The organism is Glycomyces luteolus (genome assembly GCF_027622875.1).
Taxonomy (GTDB): domain Bacteria; phylum Actinomycetota; class Actinomycetes; order Mycobacteriales; family Micromonosporaceae; genus Glycomyces; species Glycomyces luteolus.
The window spans coordinates 1-20340 of sequence record NZ_JAPZVP010000025.1 but is presented as its reverse complement, the minus strand read 5'-3'; the positions used below and the strand labels follow the sequence as shown (position 1 = coordinate 20340).

Genomic DNA, 20340 nt, shown 5'->3' with positions numbered 1-20340 from the left:
GTCTCACCTTTCCCTCAGGCGCGGGTTGAGGGCCTGGTCGAGGCCGCGTCCCATGGTGACGAGGCCGATCGTGAAGAGCACGATCATGAGCAGCGGCGCGAGCACGAACGGCATCGCGACCGGGAGGAGGAAGAAGTTGTTCTGCCACGACAGGTGGATCATCAGGCCCCAGTTGGGGGTGCCGGAGGGCATGAGGCCGAGGATGTAGAGGCCGACGATGGCGTAGATGGCCTGGTTGACGGCGATCACGAAGTTCACGAAGATGAACCCGGCCATGTTCGGCAGGATCTCCCGGAAGACGATCCGCGCGGTGCCCAGGTGCTGGAGCTTCGCGGCCTCGACGAACTCGCGCTCCTTGAGGGACATGACCTGCGCCCGGATGGACCGGAACAGGAACGCCCACATGGTGGAGCCGACCACGATCGCCACGCCCCACGGCGGGATGTCCTCGAAGAACGCGACGACCGCGATCATGAGCAGGAACTGCGGGATCGTCACGGTGACGTCGGTGAGCTGGAGCAGGAGCGCGTCGATCCGGCCGCGGAAGTACCCGGCGATCGAGCCGAGGACGACGGCCACGATCACGGCCATCGTGGCGGCCATGCCGCCGACCCAGATCGGCTCCGCCCCGGAGTTGACCAGGATCGTGAAGGTGTCCTTGCCTTCGTACTGGGTGCCGAGCCAGTGCTCGCCCGAGGGCGCGGTCCAGATCTGCGAGGTGTCGGTCGGGTTGTGCTGGTCGACCACGAGCGGGCCGATGAAGGAGAACCCGACGATGGCGAGCACGAGCACGGTGCCGGCGAACCCGGCGGGGGAGCGGGTGAGCCCGGTCCAGATCTGTCCGAGCGTGCTCTCCCGGAACTTCCGGCGTGGGGCCGGCGCTTCGACGGCGGTCATGCTCACGCCTCCTGGTTCTCGGACTTGATGCGCGGGTCGATCTTCACCAGCAGGAGGTCCACGATGAGGCTCGTGATGACCACCGAGGTGGCGAGGATGATGACGGCGGCCTGAACCACGGGGTAGTCGCGGTTGCCGATGGCCTGCATCAGCATCTGGCCGACCCCGGGGTAGTTGAGGATCTGCTCGATGACGATCGAGCCGCCCACGAGCATGCCCAGCTGGAGGGCGATCTGCGGGACCACCGGCAGGAGGGCGTTTCTGCCCACGTAGTTGCGGCTGATGCGGCCGGGCTTGAGGCCGCGGGCGCGCGCCACCGTGACGTAGTCCTCGGTGAGCACCTCGGTCGTGGCGGCCTTCATGTTGAGCATGAAGGCGCCGGTGGAGGTGAACGCGAAGGCGATGATCGGCAGGATCGCGTGGAAGAGCGCGTCGCCGAAGAACACCGGGTCGAAGCCCGGCTCGACGCCCGCCGTGACGCGGCCCCGCATGTCGAGGAACGGCAGGATGCCCAGCACCGTGTAGCCGAGGACGACCACCGCGGCGATGAGGATGTAGTTCGGCACGCCGGTGAGGAACGAGCCGACCGAGGTCATGGTGTGGTCGAGGACCGATCCGCGCCGGTAGGCCGTGGCCATGCCGACCGAGAGGCCGATGACGGCGGCCAGGACGATGCCCGTGCCGACGGCGAACAGCGTCCAGGGCAGGTATTCCATGACGTGCTCGAAGACCGAGGTGCTGGGGCTGGTGAGCGAGTTGCCCAGGTCCAGGGTGACCAGGCCCTTGAGGAAGCCGAGGTACTGCTCCCAGGCGCTCGCGTCCGGGTCGTAGCTCACGATGTTCGCGGCGGTGGCCATGGCCTGGTCGTGCGACATGCCCGAGCTGTTGAGGCGCCCGGCCATGATCTCGATCGGGTCGCCCGGCATGAGCTGCATGAGCATGAAGGTGATGGTGGCGACCAGCCAGATCACGAACATGGACTGCAGGACGCGGCGGAAGACGTAGGAGGTCCACACGCGCCGGACCACGCGGGCGGCGGTGCGGGGCGGCGTACCTTCCGCAACGGATTGCGGAGGGGGTGCGGCGGGTGCGGTCACCTCGGGCACTCCTTCGTGCGCTAATCGGGACCCCGACTCGCGGAAGAGCCGGTGAGCCTCGGACGACGGGGGGCGAAACAAATTGGAAAGATTGTTTCTAGTTAAGAAAGCTACCCGTCGTGACCCCGCGCACGCCAGCCTTGAGACGGAATCGTTATCGGTGCGTCCGTGCTGTGACCATTGACTCCCGGGGCCGGGCGCGGCTTCCACGGTAAAGCCAGTACGCTCGTACTGTTAGGGGCGATGGCTCCGGCGCCCTCTAGAGGCGCAGTCAACCCAGGCGCAGGTAGGCGCGAGGAGAGGTAGCGAGACTATGGCGAAGATCAAAGTGGCGAACCCGGTCGTCGAGCTCGACGGCGACGAGATGACCCGCATCATCTGGAGCAAGATCAAGGACGAGCTGATCCACCCCTACCTGGACGTGGACCTCAAGTACTACGACCTCTCCATCGAGCACCGCGACGCCACCGACGACCAGGTCACCGTGGACGCCGCCAACGCGATCAGCCAGTACAACGTCGGCGTCAAGTGCGCCACCATCACCCCCGACGAGGCCCGCGTCGAGGAGTTCGGCCTCAAGAGGATGTGGCGCTCCCCGAACGGCACCATCCGCAACATCCTCGGCGGCACCATCTTCCGCGAGCCGATCATCATGAGCAACGTGCCGCGCCTGGTCCCGGGCTGGACCGAGCCGATCATCGTCGGCCGCCACGCCTTCGGCGACCAGTACCGCGCCACCGACTTCAAGGTCGACCGCCCCGGCACGCTCACCGTCACCTTCACCCCGGACGACGGCACCGAGCCCATGGAGTTCGAGGTCGCCCGCTACCCGGAGGGCGGCGGCGTCGCCCTGAGCATGTACAACTTCAAGAAGTCCATCGAGGACTTCGCCCACGCCTCGTTCCGCTACGGCCTGGCCCGGAACTACCCGGTGTACATGTCCACCAAGAACACCATCCTGAAGGCCTACGACGGCATGTTCAAGGACACCTTCCAGGAGATCTTCGACAACGACTACAAGGCGGACTTCGAGGCCAAGGGCCTCACCTACGAGCACCGCCTCATCGACGACATGGTCGCCGCCGCGCTCAAGTGGCAGGGCGGCTACGTCTGGGCCTGCAAGAACTACGACGGCGACGTCCAGTCCGACATCGTCGCGCAGGGCTTCGGCTCGCTCGGCCTCATGACCTCCGTGCTCATGACCCCCGACGGCAAGACCGTCGAGGCCGAGGCCGCCCACGGCACCGTGACCCGCCACTACCGCGCCCACCAGCGCGGCGAGAAGACCTCGACCAACCCGATCGCCTCGATCTTCGCGTGGACCCGCGGCCTCGCCCACCGCGGCAAGCTCGACAACACGCCCGAGGTCACCGGCTTCGCGAACGAGCTCGAGAAGGTCGTCATCGACACCGTCGAGAGCGGCAAGATGACCAAGGACCTCGCCGCGCTCATCGGCAGGGACCAGGAGTGGCAGAGCACGGACGAGTTCCTCGACACCCTGTCGGAGAACCTCGCCAAGAGCATCTCCTCGAAGTAATCGCCGACACTCTTCGCGAAGAGTGCGAAATAGTTCGCAACCGGGCCCTACGAGGCTCGTTGTAGAAGGCAGCGGCGACCGCTCAGGCGACCGAGCGCATTGAACCGCTCGCAGGCTTCGCGGTTGGCGCCCCTTCCAGTTGGAGGCCCCGGCCGACGTGTGCAGGCGCACACTCGGCAGGGGCCTCCCCCCTTTCGGGACTTGTAAACTAGGCGGGTTCACAGCCGTCGATCGGAAGGCCGCAAACTCGTGAGAGGCGTCATCCTCGCCGCCGGACAGGGACAGCGCCTGCGCCCTGACACCGACGTGCTCCCCAAGACCCTCCTGCCGGTCACCGAGACGGAGACGATCCTCGACACGATCGTGCGGGGCCTGGCCGAGGTCGGCGTCACCGACCTCGCGATCACCGTCGGCCACGCCGCCGGGAAGATCCGCGAGCACGTCCCGGTCCTCGAGGACCGCTACGGCGTCAGCGTCGCCATCGTCGACAACGACAAGCCGCACTGGAACAACGCGTACTCGCTGTGGACCGCCCGGGACCACTACCGCCAGGGCGCCGTCCTGGTCAACGGCGACACCGTGCACCCCACGAGCATCGAGCGGAGCCTCCTCGCGGCCGCCGAGACCGACCCGCGGCTGCTCCTCGCGCTCGACGACCACAAGCAGCTCACCGACGAGGCGATGAAGGTGCGCGTCGGCGAAGGCGGCGTCGAGCTCATCCACAAGCAGCAGCCGATCGCCACCGCCGCGGGCGAGTACATCGGCGTCAGCCTCATCCCAGCCGGACTCGCCGCGGACCTCACCAAGGCCCTCGAAGCGACCTTCACCCGCGACTCGACCCTCTACTACGAGGACGCCTACCAGCTCCTCGCCGAAGCCGGGCAGATCGGCACCGTCTCCACCGGGCCCGTGGCATGGACCGAAGTGGACGACCACGCCGACTGGGCCGCCGCTAAAGCGATCGCGCAGCTTGCGGAGCGATCCAGGCGACACAGCGCGAAGGGCCTCTAGTTTGCCGACCTTCGCGCGCACCGTCTTGGCGCCGATCACCGTGGAAGTCTCGGCCGGAGCGCTGGGGCGTCTCCCCGAACTGCTCGCCGACTCCAGGATCTCCTCGGGCGGCCGCGTCGCCGTCGCCCTCGGGCCCGGCCTCGGTGAGAGCATCGCGGCCGAGCTCGACCACCTGCCCGACGCCACGGTCCACACCGTCGCCCCGGGCAGTCTCGCCAGCGCCAAAGAGCTCACCAAGCGCCTCCGCGACGACCACCGCGTCGACGCGCTCGTCGGCATCGGCGGCGGGAAGCTCCTCGACACCGCGAAATGGGCCGCGTCCGACCTCGGCCTGCCGATGGTCTCAGTCGCCACGAGCCTCGCCCACGACGGCCTCGCGTCCCCGACCGCCTCGCTCGAACGCGACGGCGTCTCGGTCTCGTACGGGGTCCACCCGCCGCTCGCGGTCCTCGCCGACCTCGACTTCATCCGCCACGCCCCCGCGCACCAGCTGCAGTCGGGCATCGGCGACGCGCTGACGAACCTCTCGGCCGTGGCCGACTGGCAGCTCTCGCACGAGGTGAACGGCGAACCCGTGGACGGCCTCGCGGCCGCCATCGCCCGCACCGGGGCCGAGGCCGTGCTGCGCCACCCCGGCACCATCGCCGACGACGCGTTCCTGGCCACCCTCGCGGACGCGCTCATCCAAGGCGGACTCGCCTCGAGCATGGCCGGATCGTCCCGCCCCTGCTCGGGCGGATGCCACGAGATCGCGCACGCGCTCGAGGCGCTCCACCCCGGCCTGGCGTCCCACGGGGCGCAGGGCGGGGTCGGGGCGCTGATCTGCACGTGGCTGCGGGGCGACAAGGCCCTGTTCCAAGAGCTGTCGGCCGCCCTGAAACGGCACGGCCTGCCGCGCACCGCAAATGAACTCGGGTTGAACACCGCGGAGCTCGCCACAGCGGTGGCCTACGCGCCGAAGACCCGGCCAGGCCGTTATACGATTCTCGAACATCGTGAACTGGACTCGGTGGCGCTGGAGCGACACCTGACGGAGATGATGCATGAGCTCGATTAGCCCGCACCCCGACGGCGTCTCCGGCCCAGCCGGAAACAACGACGGGAGCCCGGAGAACTCCGATGCGGCCGCTCCCCAGGGCGGCTTCGGTCCCGGGCCTTCGGCCACCCCCGCGGGATACCCGCCGGGGGCCTTGAGCTCCGGTTCGGCGGCGTTCGCGAGCCCGCCGCCGTCCGCCGCGCCCGGCATCACCCCGGGCCACCCGGGCGCGCCGAACCCCGGCCAGGCCCCGCAGCCGCCGCAGGGCTACGGCCCGGCCTCGTACGCGGCGCCCGCCGGACAGCCGCAGGCGCACGGCGCCCCGGCGCACCACCAGAGCCCGGCCCCGAACCCCGGTTACGGTGCGCCCCAAGGGCAGCAGCCGTACGGTGCGCCGCCTCCGCCGCACGGTCCCGGCCAGCCGCAGCAGCCCTACGGGTCGCCGCAGCCGCACGGCCCCGGGCCCTCGCACAACGGGCCGGGCCAGCCGAACCCGTACGGCCAGCCCGCGCCGGGCCACTACCAGCCGCAGCAGCCCCCGCCGCCTCCGGCGACGGCTCCGGCTCCGCACGGCCAGACGCCTCCGGCCCCGCACACCCAGACGCCGCCGCCCGCCGCGGCGCAGCACCAGGGCCAGCAGCCCTCTGCGCCGCAGAACCCGGCCAACCAGGTCCCGCAGGCGCCCTACGCGACCCGCGCCGAACCCAACCGCGACATGCCGGTGGCCGGGGCCTCGCACATCCGCCGCAACCTCGACGACACCGCCGAGCTCCCGGCGTTCCTGGACTCGGCCCGCAGCGACGAGGGCCCCGGCGTCCGGACCGCCGAGGTCAAGCCGCTCAAGCGGAAGTTCCCGCTGACGACCGGCTTCACCGCGCTCCTGCGCCACCGGTACGCCCTGTCGGTCCTGGTCCGCCGCGACCTCGCCGTCAAGTACCAGGGGACGGTGATGGGCTACATCTGGTCGCTCATCGAGCCGCTCGGCCTCACGGTCATCTACTGGTTCGTGTTCGACCTCGTCTTCGGCGGCAGCAACGCCATGCCCAAGGACGAGAACGGCGACCGCGCGGGCTACCTGCTGTTCATCGTCTCCGGCATCTTCGCCTACCAGTGGTTCAGTTCCGCGGTCAACGAGGGCGCCAAGTCCCTCGGCGGCCAGGCGGCGCTCATCACGGTCATGAAGGTCCCCAGAGAGGTCTTCCCGGTCTCGAAGGTCTTCGCGCGCTTCGCGGAGTACGCGGTCGGCTTCCCGATCCTCCTCGCCGTCGCGATCTGGCAGGGCGGCAAGTTCGGGCTCAACCTGCTGTGGCTGTTCCCGGCGATCCTGGTGCAGACGATGCTGCTGGCCGGCATGGTGTTCGTCCTCGCCGGACTCAACGTCCTCTACAAGGACGTCTCGCGCTTCCTGCCGCTCATCATGCGGGTGCTCTTCTACGCCTCGGCGATCATCTACCCGGTCACCAAGGTCTCCGAAGCGCCGACCATGGAAGAGAACCCCTGGCTGTACGACGTCTTCTCGTCGAACCCGCTCATCGGCATCTTCTCGATGCACCGGGCGGTCTTCATCCCCGAGCTGGCGCCGACCACCTTCCAGCTCAGCGTCTCCGTGGGCGTCTCCGCGTTCCTGATGTTCTTCGGCCGCTGGATCTTCTACCGGGTCGAACCGCGAGTCCTCAAGGCGCTCTAGACCAACCGAGAAGGCCCCGACCTGCGACCCAGGCCGGGGCCTTTCGCGCATCGGCGGACCCAGGGTGAGCGACGGCGAAGCATTGCCGCCCAAGCAGGGACGTGCACTCGGCGCGGAGTCGGTACGATAGGACTCGCGGCTCCGCGACAGGTGTGCCCGAACAGCCGAGCAGGCCCACGCTGCGCCGCTCGACGGGACCAAAGCGCCTAGGATGGGGCGACCCGACGCGCCCCGGCATCCTCAGACGGAGAACCCTGCACCATGACCTCGCCTCAGGCCCCCAGGCCCCCGCACAACGCCGCCCCGGGACCCGGAGTCAACGAGGAGACCCTCCACTTGCCGACGACCACCGCCGGCATGACCGCCCAGGCGCCAGGTGCACCCCGGATGGCTCCCCCGTCCGGCCCCATCCCCGGCGCGCAGCGCACCGCACCGAGCCCGTACCCGCAGCGTCCTGCGTTCCGGGCCCCCGCGCCGCCGTCGCCGTCCGACACCGGCGGCCACCCGCGCCCCGTCGCCGCCCCGCCGGAGCAGCCCCCTGCCGTCCGCTGGGAAGGCGTCGGGTTCCGCCCCGACATCCAGGGGCTGCGCGCCGTCGCGGTGGTCCTGGTGCTGCTGGGCCATGCCGGCTTCTCGTTCTTCAAGGGCGGCTACGTCGGTGTCGACGTCTTCTTCGTCCTCTCGGGGTTCCTCATCACCTCGCTGCTGGTCAAGGAGATGCACGACACCGGGACCATCTCCCTGTCCGGGTTCTTCTCCCGCCGTGCCCGCCGCATCCTCCCGGCCGCGGGAGCGGTCGTCGCCGCCACGGTCGTCGGATCGTGGCTGTGGTTCCCCGTGACCCGCGTCGGCGACATCATGCAGGACGCGTTCACGGTCATCGTCTACATCGTCAACTACCGCTTCATCGCGGAGCAGACCGAATACCTCAACGCCGACCAGTCGCCCTCGCCGTTCCAGCAGTTCTGGTCGCTGGCGGTCGAAGAGCAGTTCTACTTCGTCTGGCCGCTCCTGCTGATCGGCGTCCTGCTGCTGGCGAAGCGCGTGCCCCGCAAGGCCGTCGGCTTCGCCGTCGCCGCGATCTCGGTGGTCTTCGCGCTGTCGCTGATCGCCTCGATCGCGATCACCGAGACGAACCCGACCGCCGCCTACTACGCCGCCCACACCCGGGTCTGGGAGCTCGCCGCCGGGGCGCTGCTGGCACTCACCCTCCCCACGTGGCGGAAGGTCCCGAAGGCGACCGCGGCGGTCCTCGGTCTGATCGGCATCGCGGCGGTGCTCGTCTCGGCGGTGCTCTACTCCGAGGCGACCCCGTTCCCCGGCTACACCGCGATGCTGCCGGTCCTCGGCACCATGATGGTGCTCGTCGCCGGCACCGCCACCGGCGAGAACCCCGCCTCCCGGCTGCTGTCGACGGCGCCGTTCCAGTTCTTCGGCAAGATCTCCTACAGCCTCTACCTGTGGCACTGGCCGATCCTGATCCTCGGTCCGCTCGCGATCGGGGTCGGGGTCGAGCCGTCGCTGACGCTGAACATCATCCTGCTGGCGAGCGCCGTCGGCGTCGCCCAGGTCTCCTACGCCTGCATCGAGACCCCGGTGCGCAAGGCGAAGTTCCTCGGCCTCCAGCCGGTCTACGGCATACTCTCCGGCGTGGCCTGCTCGCTCGTGGCGCTCTTCGTCGTCATCGCCTTCAGCACCGTGTACTCCAAGGTCCCCGAGGCCGAGGAGACGGTGGCGCTGGACGACATCGAGCAGGTGCAGGACCTCTCCTCGCTCGAGCAGGGCCTCAAGGAGGGCCTGCAGACGACCTCGATCCCCGAGAACATGGTCCCTTCGCTGACGGGGGCCGAGTTCGACAAGCCCGAGCCCTACAACAACGGCTGCCACCTCGGCTTCGAGGAGACCTCGTGGCCGGACCACTGCGAGTTCGGCGACACCGAGTCCGACACGGTCGTAGTGCTCATCGGCGATTCCCATGCGGGCCACTGGTTCCCGGCCCTCGACCAGATCGCCGAGGAGCGCGGGTGGAAGCTCCTGACCCGCACCAAGAGCTCGTGCACCCCGGTGTCCGCCACCATGATGCAGGACGGGGTGGAGTACACCGAGTGCGATGAGGCGCGCGAGGCGGCTTTCGCGGAGATCGACGAGATCAACCCGTACCTGGTGGTCATCGGGACCACCACGGCCGGAGGCATGGCCGGTGTGGACGGCGACGACGAGCGCATGCAGCGCTGGCTCGACGGCTGGGAGGAGACGATCGGCCGCGTCCAGGGCGAGGCAGAGCACGTGGTCTCGATCGGCGACACCCCGTGGGGCGAGGAGTCGATCCCCGAGTGCCTGGCCGTCAACGAGGACTCGGTGCAGGAGTGCACGATCGACCAGGACGATGGCATCCAGGCCGCCGAGCGGCGGCAGGCGGGCATGGACCTGCAGCAGGAGCTGGGCGTGACCGTGGTCGAGCCGACCGGCTGGTTCTGCGTCGACGGCAAGTGCCCGGTGATCGTGGACGGCATGATGGTGTACCGCGACAAGCACCACATCTCGACGCCGTACATGCGCTCGATCGCCTCACTGCTCGCAGAGCAGCTCCCGCAGTAGCGGCGGCGGCCCGGAGACGGGCCCCGCGGCGCTACTTGAGCGTGAGGGTCTCCTGCATCTCTTCGCAGAAGGGGATGAGGATCGCGCGGGTGTTCTCCCACTGGCAGGTCACCTGCACGACGTGGTTCTCGTTGAACAGGAAGAAGTTCCGCTGGTAGAGGGTGCGTTCGCCGATGCGGAGGACCGCGAACCGGAAGATGCCCTCCTGGCGGTTGATCAGGGCCGGGTTGTGGCTGGCCTCGTGCGCGTCGTTCACGATCAGCGCGTCGTACTCGCGGATGAACGCGAGGGACGACTCGTAGTCGGGGTACGTGGTGCCCTCGGGCATGAGGTAGGAGGTGACGAAGATGCGGTCGTCGGGGCCGAGGCCTTCGGCGCCGATGTCGTAGCTCCACGACGTGTGCTCATACCCGAGCAGGTACGGGAACGGGACCGTGGTGTTCTCGGTCATCTGCGCGGGCAGCTCGAAGGACACGCTCGCGGCCACTGCGGGATCGAGTACGGGCGGGGCGGTCTCCACGGTCGCCGGCGCTGAGGTCGTCTCGCCGCCCTCCTCAGGGGTGCCACCAGACTGGCACGCGGCAACGAGCAGCACGGCCGAGAGCGGCACGAGGGCCGCGAACTTCCTCATGGTGTCTGATCCTCAAGTTCGCTCAGGGGGACGGGGCGCGGAGTGGCGCGGAGTGAAGCCATCGTATCAGCGCCGCACCATTCGACGGGTTCTCAGGCGGGCCCGCGAGACCGCCTGGGGATCCATTCAGGACGGGAAGGGCGCATCGGTCGAAACCGCCTCGCCGAGGTTGACGCCGGGCCACTGCCGCTTCGCCTGCGCCAGGAACTCGCCGGGCGGCTGGGCCCAGGTGTGGCCTTCCGCGCGTCGGGAGAGGACGTACCCGAGGCCGTGCATCCGGTAGATCCGGCCCCGCGCGGCGAGGAGGCTCTGCAGGAGCGCGACGTCGATCGCCGACGGCAGCGGCCGGAAGCCGCCGAGGTCCGCGATGGTGCCGCGGCGGATCAGCATCGTGCCGCCCGAGACGTGCCGGGACCGGCGCTCGTTCACGCCGAACCGGTAGACCGTGGTGCGCAGCGGTTCGAGGTGGACGAGCTCTGCGAGGTTGCCGACGAGGTCCGCGCCCGAGTACCGGGAGGCGGACAGCAGGTCGTCCAGGTGGTGTGGGCCGTACCAGTCGTCGTCGTCGAACTTGGCGATGAAGTCGCCGCCTGCGGCGCGCACGCCGGCGTTCAGGGCGTCGCCGAACACCGTCGAACCCGCGACTTCGACCACGGCGACGGGCAGGTCGGTCCGCCCGATCGCGCGCTTCACCTCGGGGAGGTCCGCGCTGAGGCCGTGCAGGACGAGGACGATCTCCAGGTTCCGGTGGCGCTGCCCGTCGATCTGGCCGATCGCGAACTCGAGGAACTCCGGGCGGCGGGTGCACAGCAGCGCCGTGACCGCCGGGGTCGCGGCGGGGAGGCCGTTGGCGGCGCGCAGCGCCGACCAGCGGGCGTAGCGGGAGTGGTCCCGCAGTGCGATGCGCCGGACGGCGATGCTGTGCAGCTGGCGCTGCACGGTGTCGTCGAAGGTCTCCGGGTCGGCGCCGTCGATCCGGTCGCGCAGTTCGGTGCCGAGCGCCCCGGCCCAGTCCGGGCTGGGGTTGCGGCAGGTGAGCGGCACACCGGCGGCCGCGAGCCCGGCGACTGCCCGCACAGCGGCGACGGAGCCCGGGTGGCTGTTCCAGTCGATGGCGACGGAGGCGAAAGGCCGCAACCGGGTGATGTCCGCGTCGGTGACGGCGCCGTCCGAAGGCAGGCGCACCATCGCCGCATCGGGTGCCGCGGCGGTCCAGTTCGCGCCGTCGTACCGCAGGACCGCGGTGCCGGCCTCGGCGTCATTGGTGAAGCCGATCGGGTTGACGGCCAGCTCGTCGACCGGAGGCAGCTCGTCGGCGGTGAGCTCCTCCAGCGGGCCGTCGGGCCCGGGACGGTCGATGACCGCCACGGCGCCTTCGCGTTCGGGTGCGGCGGTCGCGGTCTCGGTGCGCACGAGGAGGTCCGAAGCGGGGAACGGCGACGTGCCGTCACCGGTCCCCGGCGGCACCACCACGGCGTGCGCGCCCGGACTCCATTGCGTCGCACCCGGGTCCGCGAGCCCTACGAGCGGGGCGACGGGCGCGGTCGGTTCCGCGGCCGTGGCGACGACGGCCGCGATGAGCTCGCCGAGGGGCGCGGCCCGGTCGGTCGCGGCTTCGACGAACCAGCCCGTTCCCGGTCCGCGCTGGACGTGCAGGCTGCGGAGCGCGTCCCATTCGGCGGCGTCCGGCAGGTGCACGGTCTTCGGGCGGTGCGACACGCCCATCTCGGTGACGCCCACGAAGAGCCGCTTGCTCGACGGGAGGAGCGCGCGCATCGTCGCCGCGCGCCGCAGATCGGCCACGCTGCGGGCGACGAGCGCCACCGCGTCCCGTTTGGACGCGGCGAGGGGCAGCTCGGCGCGGTCCAGGTCGATCGTCGGCGGGAAGTGGCCGCCCGCGGAGTCGGCGAGACTCTCAGGGCCGGCGAACCCGATGGTGAAGATGGTGCCCTCGATGCCCGCCATCAGCTCGCGGAGACGTCCTCTGACCATGAAAGAGCGGTCCTTCCTCAGGTGTCCGGCATGGAGTCCGGACACGTCCTACCGGCCCAGGGCCTGCTTCAGTCGGCGCTTCACACCGCGGGCGATCCTCCGGAGGCCGCGCGGGCGCTTCGCCTTCGGGCGGGAGCCGCGGCTCCACGCGGCGGCCGACTTCTCCCATTCCCGGGCGGACTTCTCCCAGCGGGAGGCCGAGGCCCGAGCGTCCGAAGCGGACTTCTTCAGCCGCTCGACCTGCTTGCGCAGCTCCGCTTCGGATTCCTGCAGCCGCTCCAGCTCGCGCTGCGTACCGCTCGCCCGCAGCCACGGGACCGAAGTGCCGTCGGCGACGGCGAACCAGTCGTCGCCGTCGGCCCACCAGACGCCCCACGCCTGCTCGACCGCTTCGTCGCCGATTTCGGGGCCGCCCGTGGTCCGCAGGACCCGGGCGACGGCGGCGGTGCGGTCGAGCCGGACCGCGACGGGCTCGTCCTGACCGGAGAGGGTGCAGTTGACGCGGCCGACGTTGCGCAGGTCGGCGGTGTCGAGGAGCGATTCGAGCGCGTCGTGCCGCAGCGTGATCCCTGCCGCGAGCGAGAGCCGGAACGGCGTGGGAGCGGCCGTCGCATCAACCGAATCCACAAACGACACGCGCTGGTCGTTGCCGAAGGCCTCCATGATGAGGCGGGCGTCCTGGGACGTGTCCTCGAGCGGCCGGTAGCGGCCCTCCGCCGCGGCGGGCCAGTCGCCGACCAGCTTCACCGCGACGTCGGTCTGGTCGCCGCTGAGCACCGAGCCCGCAGTGGCCGCGACTGCTTCGTACGTCCGGCCGCGCCCGTCGATGACGACCTCGACCAGCGGGACCCGCCAGGCCACGCCCCGGATCTTCCGGTGGTGCCGCAGCAGCGGCACGCGCCCCGCGAAGAACGGCTGCCGGTAGCGCATCCCGCGGTCCTTCTCGGTCCGCATCTGCGATTCGCCGATGTGCCAGGCCTCGGCGGCCCGATCCGGAATGTAGACGGCGCCCTGCTGCGCGAGCCGGTAGCTCAGCTCCGTGTCCTCGCCCAGCAGCAGGTCCGTCGCGACCCCGCCCGCGGCCTCGTAGAGTTCGCGGGAGAACGAGACCGAGGCGCCATTGGCGACCTTGAACGACTGCGGATCGCCCTTGCGCAGCTCGCTGCGGTTGAGGATGACCTTCGAGTGCCAGCCGCGGTCGATGTCGAGCCCCTCGAACAGGCGCCACCCGGCGTTGTCGGCCACCGCGTCGCGCACCTCGTCCGGAGCGAGCCGCGACGGCTCGATCTCGGCGAACGAGAGCTTGCCGATGACCACCGCGTAGTCGACCTGGTGGTGCCAGCGCATATGCGCCTCGACGTGGTGGCGGCTGGCGATCACGTCGGAGTCGAGCCGCAGCACGACCTCGCCGGTGGACGCCGCGATACCGGCGTCGACAGCGGCCGCGATCCCCCAGCGTCCGTCCTCTGGGGAGACGACGCGGAGGTTCGCGGGGAAGGGCTTGCGGGCCTCGAGCGGCGGCTCGCTGCCGTCGTCGACCACCACGACCTCGGTCAGATCCTCGGGATAGCTCTGCGCCGCGAGCGCTGCGAGGGCGAGGTCGAGTTTCTCCTGGGAGCCGAATGCGGGAATCACAATGGACACCGATTTGACCGGGGTCCAATTGCCGAGCGGTGTGGCGTCGAGCACGCCCCAGTCGTTCCGGCGGATCAAAGCAGCTCCTCAACGTATTCAGGGCCGGGCCCGCCGAGGCGGAGCGAACGCGCTGCGGGCCTGGGTTTCGGGCGGCGGGGGATCGGCAGGCGATAGGGGTGCGAGCCTGCTTGCATCCTACAAGGCCGACTCGGCGGCGGGAGGTCTCGGGCGGCCACAGATTGCTAATATCGCATCATCGATTATTGTTCGCTTTCGACTCCGTAGCCGTTGGCCGGAGTCGGGATCGCGGTCTTTCGGCGCAGCCCCGTGAGCGCCGAGCCTCCCCCCGTGATCGCAGCCAAGGGTGAAGTCAGCCAATATGTATCACCGTGTCCCCCCCGAGCTCCGCGCTCGATTCCTCGAGGACCATGCCGACATCGAGGGCAAGCGCAAGCCGGGAGCCCTCAGCGCGACGGCGATCCGGCTCGGTTCGGTTGGCATGCGCGACATCTTCACCACCCTCGCCTTCGGCGAGCCCACGACCTACGCCGACGCGATCGCGGCGGTCCGCTCAGGAGGCGTGAGCACCCCGCCGCCCCCGCAGCGGCAGCGGTTCATCGACTACCTCGCCGACCTCGCCTCCGTCCTGGCGGAGCAGCGGCTGACCAAACACGACCTGCCGAACGCGTTCGCCCTCTACGCGTTCCTGGAGCGCCGCTTCGGCCTCAGCTCCCTCGACGCCCAGCACCAGGCCGTCTTCGTCCACGTCGGCGCGCGGGTCCGCAACGCGAAATGGGCCTCGAAGCAGCTCTCCCGCAGCAAGCGCATCCACCAGAGCACCTCCCGCGCCCTCGCCTGCAACCTCGCCCGGGACGAATGGGAGCGCCCCGAAGCGGACGCGAAATGGCTCGCACGCCTCGGCAGGCTCCTCCGGACCGAGTGCGTCCTGCGCACCGAACGCGGCACCGCGCTCTTCGACCAGCTCGAGACCTCTCCGCAGCCCCGCTCCACGCTCACCGAGGACGTCTCGGCGATCCTCCCCGCGCTGGAGGGCCGGTCGGCGCTCACCGGGCTCAGGTCCGCACTGCGCCAGACCCACGCCCTGCAGCAGATCCTCCTCATCCTCGACCGCGAACCCGACGCCGACGAGCGCGCCCTCCTCGACGGCAACGAGCAGATCCGGCTCATCCCGGTCGAACCGGGAACCGCCTTCGGCGCCGCGGTCAACGTGGCCCTCAAGGAGACCGGCGCCGACTTCGTGCTGGTCCTCGACCCGGATGACTGGTGCCTGCCCGACCTCGTGCACCGCCACCTCACCACCCTCTGCGGGCCCAGGGGCCTCATGGTCGCCCGCACCGGCCGCCTGCGCGCCAGCGCCGACCTCAGGATCGGCAAGTTCGGCTTCTGGCGCCCCGAGGTCCACTCGCGCACGTTCCTGTTCCGCCGCAGGGTCGTCGAGGACCTCGGCTACTTCGACGAGATAGGCCCCGAGTCAGTCGAGGAGTTCATCGACCGGACCCGCCTGCCCTACGGCAAGAGCGCGGTCTCGATGTCGCGCGCGACGGTGCTGGCGCTGACCCTGGACGACCGCGAATCCGTGCCGTACCAGGAGAGCGAGGAGCGGATCACCACCCCGTGGTTCCCCGCGTACCGCAGCGCGTACTGGCGCTGGCACCAGAACGTGCAGGCCTCGGGCGCCCGGCCCTACATCGCCGCCCAGCAGGAGGAGCGTCCCTTCGCGCTGCCCGCCTCGATGCGGGACTTCGACGGCGAGCGCCGGTTCGACCTGGTCTTCGCGAGCGACTGGCGCCCCTACGGCGGCCCCGCCAAATCCATGATGGAGGAGATCGGGGCGGCGCTGGCGATCGGCCTGCGCGTGGCGGTCATGAACCTCGAGGCCGTGCGGATGATGACGCCGGAGACGCGGAGCCTGTGCGGTCCGGTCCAGGGGCTCATCAGCAGCGGGGCGGTGGAGGTCATCACCCCGGACGACGCGGTGGCGATCGACACGCTCATCATCCGGTACCCGCTGGTGCTCCAGTTCGACCGGCCGATCGAGTTCCCCGGCACGGTCCGGCAGCTCTTCATCCACGCGAACCAGCCCCCGCATGAAGCGGACGGCAGCGACCTGCGGTACTTCACCTTGGACTGCGAGCGGAACGCCGCCCGCTGGTTCGGGGTCGAGCCGGTCTGGGTCGGGCAGGGCCCGCAGGCCGCCGAGTCCCTGGTGGACACGGTGCCGCCGGTGTCGCGGCCGCTCTCGACCACGCATATCCCCGGCATCCTGGACGCGGCGGACTGGCTGGTGCGCCGCGACGCGTTCCGCTCCGACCGGCCGGTGATCGGGCGGCACTCGCGCGACCACTACACGAAGTGGCCCGGCGACGCCGAGACCCTGCTCAAGGTCTACCCCGGAACCGACGGCTACGACGTGCGGACCATGGGCGGCAGCGAGTCCGCCCGGCAGCTCCTGGACGGCCGCCTGCCGATGAACTGGATCTCATACGGCTACGACGAGACCGGGGTGCGGGACTTCCTGTTCCAGCTCGACTTCTGGGTGTACTTCCCGAACGACGTGCGCATCGAGGCGTTCGGGCGCGCGATCCTGGAGGCCATGGCCGCCGGGTGCGTCGTGGTCCTGCCCGAGGTCTTCAGGTCGACCTTCGGCGAAGGGGCCCTCTACGCGGAGCCGGACGGCGTGCTGCCCTTGATCGACGGGCTGTACGCGGACTTCGACGCCTTCCGGCGCCAGAGCCGGCGCGGCCAGGAGTACGTCAGGGAGCACTTCAGCTACGAATGGTTCCAGGGCTTCCTCAGGGAGCGGGTGCTCGCGCCCCGCGTCTTCGAGCCCCACGCCATGTGAACCGACCCTCCACTGAACGATGAAAGGCCCACACCAGATGAATTTCCTGACCCGGCGGCTCGGTCGCAAGGTCCTGGCGGTCTGCGCCGCAGTCGGCCTCATGCAGGCCGCCGCCTTCGCCGCCTATCTGCTCGGGTACGAGGCCGCGGCGGTCGCCGCGGTCATGCTCACGACCATGCTGCTGCTGGTGGTGGGGCTGCTGGTGCTGCGCAGGGTCGGCTCGATCGCGGAGGCCGTGTACGGCAGGCGGATGGAGCTCACGGTGCGCAGGGCCCTCGCGCCCTCGAAGAAGGGCGAGGTCGCCGAGGCCGAGCGTGCCGAATACCTGGCCCGGCGGCTGCTGGCCGCCTACGAGCAGGAGCGGTACCAGCTCGAACGCCGGTTCACGGAACTGACCCGGGAGCGCACGGACGCGCAGTGACCGCGCCGCTCAGGCGTTCCGGCGCAGGACGAACGTGCCGTAGTCGTGCCGGAGCCGCTGCGCGGTGAAGTCGGGCAGTTCGGCCTGCCAGCGTTCGCCGATGGCGCGCTCATCGCTGCGATGGGCGTCGTCGAGGATGATCACCGCGTCGGAGGCGAGCCGGTCGCGCATCAGCGGGACGGCCGGGTAGCGGGCGGCGTCGCCGACGGTGCGTGGCGGTCCGTCCACGAAGCACATGTCGATCGGCCCGTCCGGGATGCGGCCGGGCTCGTACCACAGGAACCCCTCCTCGCCGAGTTTGACGTCGGTGAGGGGCGCGTGCACGACCTGGGCCCATTCGCTGAGTCCCCGATCGGCGAGCATCCGCTGCGTGGCCTCGACGAACTCCTCCTGGTGCTCAAGCGAGGTGACCCGGCCGGAACCGTTGGCGCGCAAGGCGTACGCGAGGATGACGGTGGTCGATCCGGATCCGCACTCGACGATGTTGCGGCGGCCGTTGTCGGCGACCTCGCGGTAGAGGAAGCGGGACAGGTCGGCTCCGGCCGCCCAGCCGCGCATAGGCGGGAGCGCCTGGTCGGGATTGATGTCGCGGTAGAGGGCTTCGAGGTCCTCGAGTTCCGCGTAGACCGTTCGCGTCCAGGTGCGCACGGCGTTCTTGGTCTGGTTGGGGAGGCGTTCGACCGAGTCGCCGATCGATGCCAGCCGCTGGTGCAGCCGGTCGACGTCGCCGTCCGGGGCCCGCAGTCCTTCGACCGCCGCCGCGATCGCCTCGAGCCTGGGTTCGAGCGCGTCCAGCTGCCGGGGCAGGACCGTAAGGCGCTTGGTCTGCTTGGCCTGCTCAGCCTGCATGCTGCTGAGCTGCTGCTCGATCCCCTTGAGCCGCTTGTCGACGCCGGCCGCGGCGTGCCGCTGCGAGCGCTTCGCGCGGCTCCAGAGGACGTACATGCCGCCGAGCATCGCCGTCGAGAGCATGGCGTACGCGGCGAGGGGGAGGCCGCCGATGGACAGGCCCGCGATCGTTGCGAGCACTACGGCGGCGGCGACGGCGAAGAGGTCGCCGCGGAAGGGGAACGTCATGTCTTCCTCGTCTGGCACTGAAGGGCTACCCGTGGCGCCGGGGATGCACCTGGGATCCGCTGTTCGGAGACGCCCCCGCGCGCTCGTGACGCAATGTCGGGGCCTGCCTCACTCTACTGACAAACCGGTTCGACTCGTTACGCGGGCGGCGGCGCCACTGGCGGGCGGGACACACCGAAGTGGAAGGTAGTCTGGCATGCGGACCCCTGTGCCGGTCGTGCGGCGACCCCCTGCTTCGGACGCGACCTGCCCCGCGGAACCGGCCCCCGAAATGCACTTGAAGGACCACGAATGACCGTTCCCTGGCTCAAGCCCCACCCGATCCGCAGTCGGCTGCTGCCCTTCGCGGACGCCGCCGAGTGGTCTTCGGCAGCGGTCGAGGACGCCGACATCCCGGCCGCGGGCGACTGCTCCGAGCTGCTGTACGCGCGCGGGTTCCTCCTCGCGCCGGACGCCCACGAGGTTCCGGTCGCCCACTGGCGCCAGGCTCGCATCGACCGCCTGTGGTTCTCGTACGACCCGCGCAGCGCGTTCGCGATGGTCCGTTCTGGAAGCTCCTGGGTGGCCGTGTTCGGCCGCGCGATCTGCCTGGAGACCTGGGACGACGACATGGGTTCGATCGCCGCCGCGCTGCTGCGCGCCAAGGCGGTCGGGCGCAAGGCGATGCTCGAGCGGATCGACGGTCTCAGCGGCCGGTTCGCGGTGCTGTACAACGAGGGCGACGAGGTCTTCGTGCAGTCCGACGCCGCCGCGCTCCGGTCGGTGTACTACGGCCGCCGGGACGGCCGGACCTACGCCGCCTCGCACGCCTCGCTCGTCGCCGACCAGGTCGGCTCGGCCCCCTCGGCGTTCCCCGACGTGCAGGCGATCCGCAAGGAGTTCAACGCCTACGCCGTGCCGGGCCGGATCACGCAGTTCGCCCGGGTCTTCGCCCTGACCCCGAACACCGAGCTGGCGTTCGGCACCGCCGAGCCCCGCCGGTTCTTCCCGAGCGACGCCTTGGAGCCGCGCACCACCGGGGACGCCGTCGACGAGGTGCTGCCGCTGCTGCAGCGGCAGTTGGAGCTGCTGGCCTCGCGCGGACCGCTGGTCATCTCGCTCACCGCGGGTCTCGACAGCCGGACCACGCTGGCGCTCTCCAGATCCGTCAAGGACCAGGTCGACTACTTCACGTACGACGCCAGGCTCGGGAAGGACGGCACCGTCCCGGCGCGGCGCGCCGATGCGGACGCCGCCCAGGAGCTGGCCGAGCACCTCGGCTTCCGGCACCACCGCATCCAGACCGGGTCCCGTTTCCTGACCGAGCCGCTGGCCGCGGTCATGGACCGCAACTCGGGACGCCGCAGCAACCCCACCGAGACCGCGTCATTGCGCGCGTACGAGGGCGGCTGCCGAGGGCTGCACATCCGCTCGAACCTCTACGAGATCGCGCGGTCGTATTACCGCGTCGAGCGCGAGCAGCCGGACGAGCTCACCGCGGACCGCATGGCGTATCTGCTGACCCACCGCAACTCCCGGCCGGCGTCGTTCGCCGCCGCCTTCGCCGAGTGGATCGACGCCGCCGAGTTCGAGCGCGCCGCGGAGCTGCTCGACCCGTACGACCTCCTTTACTGGGAGCACCGGTGCGGGACGTGGCTCGCCGCCCACCACATCGAATCCGACGTCGTGTTCGACACCTTCACGATCCTGAACTCCCGGCGGATCTACAAGGCGCTGCTCGCCGTCCCGCTCGAGGACCGCATGTCCGGGGCGGCCTTCCACGAGATGATCCGCCGCTCCTGGCCGGAGACGCTGAAGTTCCCGGTCAACGGCAGGCTCATCGAGGTCTGACCTCCCAACGCAGACAAGGAGAGGGGCG

Annotated in this window: 14 protein-coding genes; 8 read left to right on the top strand and 6 right to left on the bottom strand. The window is 70.2% G+C overall.

From position 1 onward, the window contains the following. Positions 1-3: 3 nt before the first annotated feature. Together O1R50_RS23215 and O1R50_RS23210 are read right to left on the bottom strand one after the other, a co-directional pair. Positions 4-897 (bottom strand): ABC transporter permease, encoded by an 894-nt coding sequence (locus O1R50_RS23215; protein ID WP_270112639.1) that lies wholly within the window; start codon positions 895-897, stop codon positions 4-6. A gap of 2 nt (positions 898-899) precedes the next feature. Next, a complete protein-coding gene (locus tag O1R50_RS23210) occupies positions 900-1994 on the bottom strand; it encodes an ABC transporter permease (protein WP_270112638.1) in 1095 nt (364 codons plus the stop codon). Positions 1995-2307: 313 nt separating this feature from the next. Here O1R50_RS23210 and O1R50_RS23205 point away from each other — a divergent pair, with 313 nt between their 5' ends. The 5 genes from O1R50_RS23205 to O1R50_RS23185 all read left to right on the top strand — a co-directional run bounded on the left by O1R50_RS23205 (position 2308) and on the right by O1R50_RS23185 (position 9863). Next, complete coding sequence (locus tag O1R50_RS23205) at positions 2308-3531, top strand: NADP-dependent isocitrate dehydrogenase (RefSeq protein ID WP_270112637.1); 1224 nt, start codon at positions 2308-2310, stop codon at positions 3529-3531. Between the two features lie 249 nt (positions 3532-3780). After that, positions 3781-4542 (top strand): phosphocholine cytidylyltransferase family protein, encoded by a 762-nt coding sequence (locus tag O1R50_RS23200; RefSeq protein ID WP_270112636.1) that lies wholly within the window; start codon positions 3781-3783, stop codon positions 4540-4542. 1 nt (position 4543) lies between these two features. Continuing rightward, positions 4544-5599, top strand: a complete 1056-nt coding sequence (locus O1R50_RS23195; RefSeq protein ID WP_270112635.1) for an iron-containing alcohol dehydrogenase family protein — start codon at positions 4544-4546, stop codon at positions 5597-5599. Then, entirely contained in the window at positions 5586-7265 is a 1680-nt protein-coding gene (locus O1R50_RS23190) for an ABC transporter permease (protein ID WP_270112634.1), read from the top strand. The genes O1R50_RS23195 and O1R50_RS23190 overlap by 14 nt, the downstream gene beginning before the upstream one ends. Before the next feature lie 261 nt (positions 7266-7526). Continuing rightward, positions 7527-9863, top strand: a complete 2337-nt coding sequence (locus O1R50_RS23185; RefSeq protein ID WP_270112633.1) for an acyltransferase family protein — start codon at positions 7527-7529, stop codon at positions 9861-9863. Positions 9864-9894: 31 nt separating this feature from the next. On the opposite strand, the gene O1R50_RS23180 is transcribed toward O1R50_RS23185, so the two are convergent. The 3 genes from O1R50_RS23180 to O1R50_RS23170 form a co-directional block, all read right to left on the bottom strand. Further along, positions 9895-10494, bottom strand: coding sequence for a hypothetical protein (locus O1R50_RS23180; protein WP_270112632.1), 600 nt, complete (start codon positions 10492-10494; stop codon positions 9895-9897). A gap of 126 nt (positions 10495-10620) precedes the next feature. Then, a complete protein-coding gene (locus tag O1R50_RS23175; protein ID WP_270112631.1) occupies positions 10621-12486 on the bottom strand; it encodes a glycosyltransferase in 1866 nt (621 codons plus the stop codon). Between the two features lie 48 nt (positions 12487-12534). Next, a complete protein-coding gene (locus O1R50_RS23170; RefSeq protein ID WP_270112630.1) occupies positions 12535-14199 on the bottom strand; it encodes a glycosyltransferase in 1665 nt (554 codons plus the stop codon). Positions 14200-14500: 301 nt separating this feature from the next. Between O1R50_RS23170 and O1R50_RS23165 the strand changes: the two genes are divergently transcribed. Together O1R50_RS23165 and O1R50_RS23160 are read left to right on the top strand one after the other, a co-directional pair. After that, positions 14501-16984: a glycosyltransferase gene (locus tag O1R50_RS23165; protein ID WP_270112629.1), complete on the top strand. Its 2484-nt coding sequence runs from the start codon at positions 14501-14503 to the stop codon at positions 16982-16984. Positions 16985-17021: 37 nt separating this feature from the next. Then, the gene (locus tag O1R50_RS23160) at positions 17022-17405 is read left to right on the top strand and encodes a hypothetical protein (RefSeq protein WP_270112628.1); all 384 of its coding nucleotides are present in this window, start codon (positions 17022-17024) and stop codon (positions 17403-17405) included. A 9-nt stretch (positions 17406-17414) separates the two neighbouring features. Here the strand turns inward: O1R50_RS23160 and O1R50_RS23155 are convergent, their stop codons facing one another. After that, positions 17415-18482 carry a class I SAM-dependent methyltransferase gene (locus tag O1R50_RS23155; RefSeq protein WP_270112627.1) on the bottom strand — a complete coding sequence of 356 codons (1068 nt, stop codon included), beginning with the start codon at positions 18480-18482 and terminating at the stop codon, positions 17415-17417. Positions 18483-18773: 291 nt separating this feature from the next. Between O1R50_RS23155 and O1R50_RS23150 the strand changes: the two genes are divergently transcribed. Continuing rightward, positions 18774-20312, top strand: coding sequence for an asparagine synthase-related protein (locus O1R50_RS23150; RefSeq protein WP_270112626.1), 1539 nt, complete (start codon positions 18774-18776; stop codon positions 20310-20312). Positions 20313-20340 lie beyond the last annotated feature (28 nt).

Excerpts from the sequence above, each read along its gene's own strand:
- O1R50_RS23215 (WP_270112639.1), bottom strand. The coding sequence starts at position 897 with ATGACCGCCGTCGAAGCGCCGGCCCCACGCCGGAAGTTCCGGGAGAGC.
- O1R50_RS23205 (WP_270112637.1), top strand. The coding sequence starts at position 2,308 with ATGGCGAAGATCAAAGTGGCGAACCCGGTCGTCGAGCTCGACGGCGAC.
- O1R50_RS23190 (WP_270112634.1), top strand. The coding sequence starts at position 5,586 with ATGAGCTCGATTAGCCCGCACCCCGACGGCGTCTCCGGCCCAGCCGGA.
- O1R50_RS23185 (WP_270112633.1), top strand. The coding sequence starts at position 7,527 with ATGACCTCGCCTCAGGCCCCCAGGCCCCCGCACAACGCCGCCCCGGGA.
- O1R50_RS23180 (WP_270112632.1), bottom strand. The coding sequence starts at position 10,494 with ATGAGGAAGTTCGCGGCCCTCGTGCCGCTCTCGGCCGTGCTGCTCGTT.
- O1R50_RS23175 (WP_270112631.1), bottom strand. The coding sequence starts at position 12,486 with ATGGTCAGAGGACGTCTCCGCGAGCTGATGGCGGGCATCGAGGGCACC.
- O1R50_RS23165 (WP_270112629.1), top strand. The coding sequence starts at position 14,501 with ATGTATCACCGTGTCCCCCCCGAGCTCCGCGCTCGATTCCTCGAGGAC.
- O1R50_RS23160 (WP_270112628.1), top strand. The coding sequence starts at position 17,022 with ATGAATTTCCTGACCCGGCGGCTCGGTCGCAAGGTCCTGGCGGTCTGC.
- O1R50_RS23155 (WP_270112627.1), bottom strand. The coding sequence starts at position 18,482 with ATGACGTTCCCCTTCCGCGGCGACCTCTTCGCCGTCGCCGCCGCCGTA.
- O1R50_RS23150 (WP_270112626.1), top strand. The coding sequence starts at position 18,774 with ATGACCGTTCCCTGGCTCAAGCCCCACCCGATCCGCAGTCGGCTGCTG.